The sequence below is a fragment of the Pseudomonadota bacterium genome, from assembly GCA_022361155.1.
Lineage (GTDB): Bacteria > Myxococcota_A > Polyangia > Polyangiales > JAKSBK01 > JAKSBK01.
In genome coordinates, this window is record JAKSBK010000034.1 from 36,156 (window position 1) to 47,321 (window position 11,166).

The window sequence follows — 11,166 nt, forward strand, 5'->3', positions numbered from 1 at the left end:
AGGCCGGCGTGCGCGCGCCTAGGCTCAGCTCGTGGGCTTGACTACCGCGCGCACATCGTGCACGTCGGCCGACCCCGCAAAACGTCCCGACCACCGGGCCGACCCGGCAGCGGTACATTCCGCTCTTTGCCGTTCACTCCAAAAACACCTACAAAAGTGCTGAACTCGAGACTAGAGAATCAGCATGCTTCCTCCCGATGTAGTGAACCGGGTCTGGATCGAGGGCGTTCGGCCGGAGATCGATGGCGGCCGTTGGCCGGTCAAGGCCATTCTTGGCGATCGGTTCGCGGTCCAGGCCGACTTGGTGGCGGATGGCCACGACGCCGTGGCAGGCGTGGTGCTGTATCGGTTTGGGCAGGGCGGGAGCTGGAGCGAGACGCCCCTTGATCTCCTGGTGAACGACCGCTTCGAAGCCAGCTTCGACCTCACGGAGCTCGGCCTGTGGGAGTACACGCTCGAGGCCTGGGTCGACGACTTTGCAACTTGGCGCGCTCGCCTGCAGAAGCGGATCCAGGCAAAGCAGGAAGTAGCGCTCGAGCTGCTCGTCGGGGCAGACTTGGTAGAACAAGCGGCCGAACGCGCTTGGAGAAAACACGAGGGGGATCACGCCCTGCTCGAGCGCTTCGCCCTGGATTTGCGCGATCCCGACACCACAACGGCCAAACAGGCTGCGCTGGGCATCGGTCTCTCCGACCTGATGGCTGCCTATCCGGACCGCAGTCGTGGTACGCGCTACGACCATGTCCTGCAGGTACGCGCCGAGCGGACCAAGGCGCGATTCTCGGCCTGGTACGAGCTCTTTCCACGCTCGACCGGCAGCAACGGCAAGCACGGCTCTTTTGCGGATGTCGAGGCCGTGCTGCCCTACGTGGCCTCCATGGGCTTTGACGTCCTGTACCTGCCACCCATTCATCCCATCGGCAGGAGCTACCGCAAAGGCAGGAACAACGCTCTCGAAGCCCAGCCTGAAGACCCCGGCAGTCCATGGGCCATAGGCTCCTCCCAGGGCGGCCACAAAGCGATCCACCCGGAGCTCGGAACCCCGACCGATTTTCGCCATCTAGTGTCTGCGGCCCGCGAACATGATTTGGAGGTGGCCATGGACATTGCGTTTCAAGCTTCGCCGGACCACCCCTACGTGAAGGAGCATCCCGAATGGTTCAAACAGCGTCCGGATGGCACGATTCAGTATGCCGAGAACCCGCCCAAGAAGTACCAGGACATCTATCCTTTCGATTTCGGCTCCAGAGATTGGTGGCCACTATGGCAAGAGCTTTATAGCATTCTTATCTATTGGATCGAACAGGGTATCCGGATCTTCCGTGTCGACAATCCACATACCAAGTCGCTTCCCTTCTGGGCCTGGTGCCTGTCCGAAATCTACAAGCAACATCCGGATACGGTGTTTCTTGCCGAGGCCTTTACTCGACCCAAGCTCATGGCCGCGCTCGCCAAGGCAGGGTTCTCTCAATCGTATACGTACTTTACCTGGCGAAACACCCGTTGGGAAATTCAACAGTACCTCGAAGAGCTCACAACCACGCAGCTGGCCAGCTACTTTCGACCTAACTTTTGGCCAAACACGCCAGATATTCTGCCGGAGCACCTTCAGCACGGTGGCCGGCCGGCCTTCATCGCTCGCTTCGTCCTAGCCGCTACACTCGCAAGCAACTACGGTATCTACGGACCCGCATTCGAGCTCATGGAGCACGTAGCCCGGCCTGGATCCGAGGAATATCTCGATAACGAGAAGTACGAAATTAGGTCATGGAACCTACGCGAACCGAAAAGCCTGCGCTCGATCATAACCCGCATCAATCAAACGCGCAAATCCCAGCCAGCCTTGCAGGATAATCGCAATCTACGTTTTCACCCCACGGACAACAACCAGCTCCTATGCTTCAGCAAGCATAGCGACGACTGCGAGAGTCGGGTTCTAATCGTAGTCAACTTGGATTATCGCTACAAGCAATCAGGATGGGTTGAGCTGGACCCCAAGCTGCTTGGTGTTGAAGAAGACAGCGCTTACGAGGTCCACGACGTCCTCACGGGTGCGCGCTACCCTTGGCGTGGCGGGCGCAACTATGTGGAGCTGGACCCGCAGCGCGTCCCGGCCCACCTTTTCATCGTGCAGCAACCGGCTACAAGCGCGTGAGGACGAAGGAGCAGCTAGCCCGTCGCCAATTGCTCGCCGCCCTCCGCACGGATACAGGACACTAGATGAGCCGTCGCCGCCCGCGTCAGGAGCCAGAGAGCGAACCCCAGTGGTACAGGGATGCCGTCATCTACGAACTCCACGTCCGCGCATTTTGCGATTCCAATGCAGACGGCATAGGAGATTTCCAGGGCCTTATCAGCAAGCTCGACTATCTCCGGGATCTGGGTGTCACCGCCATTTGGCTGCTTCCCTTCTACCCGTCGCCGCTGCGCGACGATGGCTACGACATTGCGGATTATACGAGCGTGAACCCGGCGCATGGCACGCTTTCGGACTTCAAGCGTTTTCTACGGGAGGCGCATGCGCGCGGCCTGCGCGTGATCACGGAGCTCGTTATCAACCACACTTCGAGCGAGCATCCGTGGTTCCAGCGCGCGCGTGAAGCCCCGCCTGGCAGCCGGGAGCGCAACTTCTATGTGTGGAGTGATACGGCGGAGCGCTATTCCGACACCCGGATTATCTTCAAGGACTTCGAGACGTCGAATTGGACTTGGGATCCGGTGGCAAAAGCCTACTATTGGCACCGCTTCTATTCTCACCAGCCGGATCTGAACTTTGATAGCCCGCAGGTTCATAGGAGCTTGCTCAAGATCGTGGATTTCTGGATGGATATGGGTGTGGACGGGATGCGACTGGATGCCGTGCCGTACTTATATGAGCGGGAGGGAACCAATTGCGAGAACCTTGCGGAAACGCACGCATTCCTTAAGGAGCTTCGGAGGCATATCGACGGGAAATACAAGGATCGCATGCTGCTTGCAGAGGCCAACCAATGGCCGGAGGATTCGGCGGCATACTTCGGAAATGGAGACGAGTGCCACATGAACTTCCATTTTCCTCTGATGCCGCGGATGTTCATGGCCTTACATTTGGAGGACCGGTTTCCGCTCGTCGATATTCTGGATCAGACACCTGCGATCCCGGAGAATTGTCAGTGGGCCATCTTTTTGCGTAATCATGACGAGCTGACGCTGGAAATGGTAACGGACGAGGATCGGGACTATATGTGGCGCGTATACGCGGAGGATCGGCAGGCGCGGATCAACCTCGGCATACGCCGGAGACTGGCACCGCTGCTTAGGGCGCGACGGAAGATCGAGCTGCTGAACGGGCTGCTGTTCTCGCTTCCGGGCACACCGGTTGTCTACTACGGGGACGAGATCGGCATGGGGGACAACATCTACATGGGCGACCGCGACGGTGTACGAACACCCATGCAGTGGAGCCCGGATCGCAACGCGGGTTTTTCGCGGGCCAATCCTCAGCGGCTATATCTGCCGGTCATAATCGACTCGGAATACCACTACGAAGCGGTGAACGTGGAGACAGCGCTTGGCAATCCATCGTCGCTGTTGTGGTGGATGAAGCGAATGATCACGCTGCGGACGAGACACGCGGCCTTCGGGCGGGGGGCCTTCAAGCTGCTGCGGCCGAACAACAACAAGGTGTTCGCGTTCGTGCGGTCCTACGAGCAGGAGCGGATTCTTGTAGTGGCGAATCTTGCGCGTTTCTGCCAGCACGTGGAGCTGGACTTGGCGGACTACGCGGGGTCGGTTCCGGAGGAGCTCTTTGGACGCACGCCGTTTCCTGCGATTTCGGAGGGACCATACTCGCTCTCGTTGAGCCCACACGCTTTTTTTTGGTTTCAGTTGACGGAGCCGAGCGCTCCGGCCACGGGCGGGGGGGATGTCCCGGAGTTGCGGGATGTGGGGGAGTTGAAAGTGCTTTTGGAGCGGCCGGGGAGGGGAAGGCTGGAAGGGCTGCTCACGCAACATGTGACGCGGCAGCGTTGGTTTAGATCCAAGGCCAGGCGGATACGGAACGTACAGGTGGTTGACGAGGCTGCGGTTGGCAGGGCGAGCTTGCTCGTGCTGCTGCAGGTGGACTTCTATCAGGGGTCGAGCGAGATCTACCTGCTGCCGCTGGGGATATGCAGCGGTGCTGAGGCAGCCGGTGTGCTGAAGGCACATCCGGCGGCGGTGTTGGCCAAGGCGGGCAAGGATGAGGATCTTTCCAACGAAGCTGCCAGCATCGTCTGTGAGGCCAGCCTGATCGAGGACTTTGCACGACAGCTTTTGGCGGTGATGGCGAGCCGCCGGGGCCTGAAGACCGGCAAGGGGCGCTTGGTGGGTTGGGTGCAGCAGGGGACCGAAACCGCGCGCGAAGCAGCTCGAAGTACCCCGCGTTCGATGGGCGTGGAACAGACCAACACCAGTATCGCGTTCGGTGAAGTTGCGATCCTGAAGCTCCAGCGCCTGATCGAGCCAGGGGTCAATGCGGACGTGGAAGTCGTCCGTTTTCTCAACGAGAGTACGACGTTTCGGCAGGCACCGGAGGTGCTCGGGACGCTGCAGTACGAAACCCAGAAGAAGGAGCCTGCCCTGGTTGGGGCGCTGCAGAGGTTCATTCCGAACCGCGGTGATGCCTGGACATTCACATTGGAGGTGATCCAACGCTACTACGAGCAGGCGCTGGCACAACCGGTTGATGTCAAAGCGGAGTTCCCGGAGGGTGGATTGGTGAAACGGGCGCTCGAGACGCCGCCCAAAGTGATGGAGGAGACGCTCGGACCGTACGTGCCGCTGGTTCGGCTCCTCGCAGAGCGAACGGCGGAGCTGCATGTGGCGCTTGGCTCGCGGCGCCGTGACCCGAGCTTTGGTCCCGAAGCATTCTCGGAGCTCTACCAGCGTTCGATGTACCAGTCCGCGCGGTCGCGGCTGGCGGCGAGCATGGACTCCCTGCGCTCCAACGTGAACAGTCTTTCGGACGCGGACCGTGACCGTGCCAACGGATTGTTGAGTCGGAGCGATGCCATCGACCACAAGTTGCGCGCGATCGCAGCCGGCAGGATCGCAGCCCAGCGAATTCGTTGCCACGGCGATTATCACCTGGGGCAGGTGCTTTACACCGGTAAGGACTTCGTGATCATCGACTTCGAAGGGGAGCCAGCGCGGTCGATCACCGAGCGTCGCTTCAAGCGTTCGGCCCTGCGCGATGTTGCGGGTATGATTCGGTCGTTTCACTACGCCGCGGAAACCGCGTTACGGGAGTGTCAAGAAACGGAAACCGAGATGCAGCGGCTGGGTGCCTGGAGTCGGGCCTGGGCGGAGTGGGTGAGCGCGCTATTTCTCGGCACGTATCTCGATCGCGCCAAAGCAAGCCCTGGCGTCCCGGCTCGCGAGGAGGACACTGGCAGGTTGCTGGAGTTCTACTTGCTCGAGAAGTGCATCTACGAGCTTGGCTACGAGTTGAACCATAGGCCGGACTGGGTGTGCATTCCGCTGTCCGGGCTGGAGCAGCTTCTGGCGCAGGGCGCGGTGCAGGGATGAGCAGGGGACACGGGATGACCTATGAGGGCGACTACTCGCCGTTCCGCAAGCGTCGCCACGGGCGCCGAAGTCCTGGCTCTAGCGTGCGCGGGGCTGTGCCTCAAGGCGGGAGTCTTCCCGGCGCACGCTTTGGCTGCGAACGCTCGTCGGTCCGCTGGACTTCGTGGACGGAGGGTTCTTGGCGAGCACCACGATCGCGGGGAGCTCGGACTTGCGGCTGGCGTTCCGGCTTCTCATCCCCGGCTTCGGCGTGCTTGGCGTTCACGCGATCGCCTCGCTGAGGGGAGTTGCGCGGCGCCTACCCCTGACAAATCCTGCCCTTTCCGTCGCCGCCTTCGGCATGATCGGCTTTCCACCGATGGCCGGCTTTGTTTCAAAACGGCATTGCCGGTGAGATCGGTGTCTTTGTAAGCGAGCACGGTCGGCATCATGGACGCACGTCAAGCCCTCGAACACCTTGCCCGGCTTCATGAAGTCGAGACCTGCTACGAGGACGCCTGGCGCAACACCAGGCGCGCAGGCGAAGCGGCGCTATTGGCGATTCTGCGGCAGCTTGGTGCGCCGATGGATTCGCTTGCGGACGCGCCGGATGCGCTGGTTGTTTGCCGGCGACAGTGGCTGCGTCAATGCCTGGAGCCGGTGACCGTATGCCAGGTCGACCGGCGGCCAGCCCTGACGCTGCGTGTGAGCGGCCCGACAACGGGTGGCTACAGGGCTCGCATCGAGCTCGAGGACGGCGAGGCCCTCGTCAGCGAGGGGGCGCTTTCTGACCTGCCCGGCGTGAAAGCGCACGACGTGGCCGGGGAGCAGGTCGTCGACAAGCAGCTTCGGCTCGATCGGCCGCTGCCGTGCGGCTACCATCGTGCCCGGATCGAGCTAGCTGACCGGCCGTGGGAAACGCTCATTCTCTGCCCGCCCAGGCGGAGCTTTCAGCTCGAGGGGCGTTCATGGGGCCTTTTTGCACCCGTGTACGCTCTGCGCGGGGATCGGAGCCTCGGAGCGGGTGACCTGAGCGATCTCGAAGCCATCTTGGACTGGCTTGCCACGCTCGGAGGCCAGGTGCTCGGCACGCTTCCCCTACTTGCCACGTTCCTCGATGAGCCCTTCGACCCGAGCCCGTACGCGCCGGTAAGCCGGATGTTCTGGAACGAATTCTACCTCGACCTCCACAAGCTGCTCGAGACCGCGGAAGCACGTGCGGCCCGCTCTGCAGTCAAATCCGAAGTGTTCATGCGCAAAGTGGATGCTCTGCGCGCGCAGCCTCTGGTCGACTATCGTCGCCAGATGGCGCTCAAGCGCAGCGTGCTCGGCGAGCTTGCGCGCGCAGCCTTTGTGGAAAATGGTGTCGCCAAAGAATCGCTCGACGCCTTCATCCGCGCCAAGCCTGCGCTGCGGGACTATGCCGAGTTTCGAGCGGCAACCGACCTTTCGCGCAAGCCGTGGCAGCTATGGCCCGAGCCTCAACGCTCCGGCCGGCTGGCCAGCGCCGATTACCGCGAGGCCGACGTCCAGTATCACCTGTATGTTCAGTGGCGCTCTTTCCAGCAGATGCAGGCCCTCGGTGACAGAGCCCGCTCGCTGGGGGTCGGGCTGTACCTCGATTTGCCGCTCGGAGTACACGACGCCGGCTACGACACGTGGCGCGAGCGCGACGCGTTTCTGCAAGGCTGCTCGCTGGGCGCCCCGCCCGACGTGGTGTTCACCGCGGGTCAACATTGGGGCATCACCCCGCTCGACCCGGGCGGCCTCAGGAGACAGGGCTACCGGTATTTCATCGAGTGCATTCGTCATCACATGCGCTGTGCGGGTGCGCTCCGCATCGACCACGTGATGGGACTGCATCGCGCGTACTGTATCCCGGAGGGCATGCCTGCCAGCGAGGGCGTGTTTGTCCGCTACCGTCCCGAAGAGCTCTACGCCGTGCTGGCCATCGAATCGATGCGGCACCGTACCCTGGTGGTCGGAGAAGATCTCGGCACGGTGCCGGCGCAGGTCCGACACAGCATGAAACAAGCCGGCGTGCACCGCATGCACGTGCTGCAGTACGAGCTGGAAGGCAGCCAGCGCGATCCCCTCGAGCAAGTCCCACCGGCGGTTGTCGCGAGCATCAACACCCACGACATGGTGCCGTTCGCGAGCTGGTGGCAGGGCTCGGACATCGAGGATCGAGTTTCAAGACATCTCATCGCACCAGGCCAAGCCATGGACGTCTACGAGGAGCGGGCCCAGGCCCGCATCGTGTTGATGCAGAGGCTAGGGCTTGCCGCCTCGACCCAAGAGCGGAACCAGTTGTTCGAAGTCCTAGCGGCGATTCTCGTGAGGTACGCCTCGAGCCCCGCGCAGGTGCTGCTCGTAAACCTGGAAGACCTCTGGCTCGAGCGCGAGCCCCAAAACGTGCCGGCCACGGCCGAGGAGCGACCCAACTGGCGCAGGAAACTCCAACTCACGCTACCGGAGATCAAACAAAGACACGAGCTGATCCGGCTGCTGGAGCGGATCGACGCGGCAAGAGCTGTTACGGATGGCGCCGGTTGAGCGCCAGATCTATCGAACGCAGCCGCGCCCGCGGGTCTGGAGATCGCTCGGCGCTTAGGTTAGCGTGACCTCATGAAGGCTTCGTGGATCGCAATCGTCTGGCCATTGCTGTTAGCAGCCGGCTGCGGGACGCGCTCCACACCCAGCGGCTCGCTGCCAGCGCGCTCGAACGCGACTCGGCCGCCGGCACCCGTGCGATCCGCGCCATCTGCCGTTCATGCGAGCTCGTCAAGCAGGGCAACGCCTCGGCCGCCCGAAGTCCCGCTGAACACAGGGCGGGACACCGATCCAAACCTATGGTTGGAGGAAATCACCGGCCAAAAAGCGCTGGCATGGGTGCGGACACACAACGAGCGTTCGCAAGCTGAGCTCGAGGCCGAGCCCGGCTTCGAGCCCTTGCGCAAGCGCGTACTCGCCATCTTGGACTCGTCGGACAAGATCCCGTGGGTCAGGAAACGGGGACGCCACTACTACAACTTCTGGCGTGATGCGGACCACCCCAAGGGGCTGTGGCGGCGCGTTTCAAGCCTTCGGGCGTATCGAAAGGGCAAGCCCAGGTGGCAGACCGTGCTCGACGTGGACGCGCTCGCCGACAAGGAAGGGGAGTCTTGGGTCTGGAAGGGCGCCGTGTGCCTCTACCCCAAACGCACCCGCTGCCTCGTACGCCTGTCGCGAGGTGGGGCAGACGCCACCGTTGTCCGGGAGTTCGACACCATCCGCAGAGCGTTCGTGAAGAACGGCTTCTATTTGCCCGAGGCCAAGTCCCACGTAGCCTGGCGGGATCGCAACACGCTTTACGTGGGAACGGACTTCGGTCCGGGCTCGATGACCGACTCGGGCTATCCACGGCAGGTCAAGCTCTGGAAACGCGGAACGCCGCTGAGCGCGGCCAAGCCCATCTTCGAGGGGAAGCGTAGCGACGTGACCGTGGGAGCGTACCGATCTTGGGACCATGGCCACGTGCGCGACTTCGTGTACCGCAACGTGACCTTCTACAGCTCACAGCATTTCCTGCTCGAGCAAGATGGGCTCGTACGCATCGAAGTTCCGGACTCGGCCATGATCGACACCTGGGATGATCAGCTGCTGGTGACTCTGCGCGACGACTGGAAGCTCGAGGACCGGACGTGGTCCAAGGGCTCGCTGCTCGCGACCAACCTTTCGGCTTTCCTGGACGGGCGACGGGGGTTCACAGCCTTGTTCACGCCGGAACCAACCAAGTCGCTGGAGGATGTCACACGGCTCAAGACAGCCCTGATCGTCAACGAGCTGGAGCACGTCAAAAGCCGGCTCTGGATCTGGACGCTGAAAGGCAAGCGCTGGCGGCGGCGCCCACTCGAAGGGTTGGGTCTGGGCACGTTTTCGGCCGGTGCCGTCGAAGCGAACGAGTCCGATGCGTACTGGTTTACCGCCACGGACTTCACGCAGCCTTCGACGCTGTCGCACGCGACCTTGGGCAAGCGCCGCAGGCAGCTCAAGCAGACTCCTGCGTTCTTTGACGCTTCCGGCTTGGAGGTCTCGCAACATTTCGCCACCTCGGCGGATGGCACGCAGGTGCCCTATTTCCAGGTCTCGAAGCGAGACCTCAGGCTCGATGGCAATAACCCGACGCTGCTCTACGGTTACGGTGGTTTCGAAATCAGCCTCAAGCCTCGCTATCGAGCGGTTGCGGGAGCGGCTTGGCTGGAACATGGCGGGGTGTACGTGCAGGCAAACATCCGTGGCGGCGGCGAATACGGTCCGAGCTGGCACCAGGCGGCACTCAAGAGCAAGCGCCAGCGTGCCTACGACGATTTCGCGGCAGTCGCACAGGACTTGATACGACGCAAAGTGACTCGTCCCGAGCGTCTGGGTATTCAAGGCGGATCCAACGGCGGCCTGCTGATGGGTGTGATGTTGACCCAGCGCCCGGAGCTCTTTGGCGCCATCGTGTGCCGAGTGCCGCTGCTCGACATGCGTCGCTACTCCGTCCTGCTTGCCGGCGCATCTTGGGTCGGCGAGTACGGCGATCCCAGCGATCCCGAGCAATGGGCGTGGATTTCGAAGTACTCGCCCTACCAGAACCTCAAGATGCAAACCAACTACCCGCCCGCGCTCTTCATGACCTCGACGCGCGACGACCGCGTGCATCCCGGACACGCTCGCAAGATGGTCGCGCGCATGGACCGAATGGGCTACAGGCCGCTGTACTACGAGAACATCGAGGGTGGCCACGGCGGCGCCGCCAACAACGAGCAGCGCGCACACATGGCGGCGCTGGCGTACGTGTTCCTGGCCAAGCGGCTGGGCCTGGAACTTCGAACCCCGGAACCCGGAACCCGGGGTCCCATGTCCGAACCCGACATCCGTCTTCGCAATCCGCAATCCGCAATCGCAATCGGACCTCGGCCTCCGCATCGGACCTCGGCCCCCGCATCGGGCTCCAATGCCGATCACTTTAGTTCCGAAGAGATCGGAGTCATTGGGAAAAGCCGAAAATAGCTGCGAAAAGCGCTCCATTGATCAGCATTGGTATCGGGCTCCGTATCGGGGTCGGTCCCGCGATAGCACCCCAAGACTCGGCTCGAGTTCAGCACTTTCGTAGGTGTTTTTGGAGTGAACGGCAAAGAGCGGAGATGGGTAGGGATGACCTGGCGTCGTCCGGGCGGGGGGTCTCGTGCTCGGGCCCGGCGGTACCCCCGGACTCGCGCCCTGTGCCGGAGGCACACCGGGGGGCCGGCTCGGAGATGCTCGCTGCACGATAGCGTCCGTCAGCGCTCAAACATCAGGACCCCCCGCCGGTCCCTGCGCGCGAGACCCCCCGCCCGGACGACTTGCGTGGTGACTGGCTCGGGGGCGTTGTGGGCGGCGAGCTGGCCGCCACCACCGCACCCGCCCGGATATCCCCAAGCCTCAACGCTGAAGCTGTAGAGCGGCCGGCCCCTTCCTGGCATCGTTGGATTACTGTCGCCGGGGGTGGAAAAGCGCGTCTAAACGGCGCTGGCCAATTGGATCAAGCAAGGCACCCACCGAATCCCGGGGCTTGAAGCGCGTCTTTTTGGCGCTTGGTTAGGCGCGCGGGCGAAGATCGTGGCGGAGCCAGCC

General features: G+C 62.5%; 5 protein-coding genes. All 5 read left to right on the forward strand.

Annotated elements, in window-relative coordinates; all coding sequences use genetic code 11:
• The first annotated feature begins 184 nt into the window (after nt 1-184).
• The 5 genes from MJD61_01100 (at nt 185) to MJD61_01120 (ending at nt 10,563) form a co-directional block, all read left to right on the forward strand.
• The gene (locus tag MJD61_01100) at nt 185-2,155 is read left to right on the forward strand and encodes an alpha-1,4-glucan--maltose-1-phosphate maltosyltransferase (protein MCG8553878.1); all 1,971 of its coding nucleotides are present in this window, start codon (nt 185-187) and stop codon (nt 2,153-2,155) included.
• Between the two features lie 65 nt (nt 2,156-2,220).
• On the forward strand, nt 2,221-5,547 hold the full coding sequence (treS, locus tag MJD61_01105; protein MCG8553879.1) for a maltose alpha-D-glucosyltransferase: 3,327 nt from the start codon (nt 2,221-2,223) through the stop codon (nt 5,545-5,547).
• A 211-nt stretch (nt 5,548-5,758) separates the two neighbouring features.
• Nucleotides 5,759-5,941 carry a hypothetical protein gene (locus MJD61_01110; GenBank protein MCG8553880.1) on the forward strand — a complete coding sequence of 61 codons (183 nt, stop codon included), beginning with the start codon at nt 5,759-5,761 and terminating at the stop codon, nt 5,939-5,941.
• Between the two features lie 35 nt (nt 5,942-5,976).
• A complete protein-coding gene (gene malQ / locus MJD61_01115; GenBank protein ID MCG8553881.1) occupies nt 5,977-8,082 on the forward strand; it encodes a 4-alpha-glucanotransferase in 2,106 nt (701 codons plus the stop codon).
• 336 nt (nt 8,083-8,418) lie between these two features.
• Nucleotides 8,419-10,563 carry a prolyl oligopeptidase family serine peptidase gene (locus MJD61_01120; protein ID MCG8553882.1) on the forward strand — a complete coding sequence of 715 codons (2,145 nt, stop codon included), beginning with the start codon at nt 8,419-8,421 and terminating at the stop codon, nt 10,561-10,563.
• The last annotated feature ends 603 nt before the right edge of the window (nt 10,564-11,166 follow it).

Coding starts and splice junctions, on each gene's coding strand:
- malQ (MCG8553881.1), top strand. CDS start 5,977: ATGGACGCACGTCAAGCCCTCGAACACCTTGCCCGGCTTCATGAAGTC.
- treS (MCG8553879.1), top strand. CDS start 2,221: ATGAGCCGTCGCCGCCCGCGTCAGGAGCCAGAGAGCGAACCCCAGTGG.
- MJD61_01100 (MCG8553878.1), top strand. CDS start 185: ATGCTTCCTCCCGATGTAGTGAACCGGGTCTGGATCGAGGGCGTTCGG.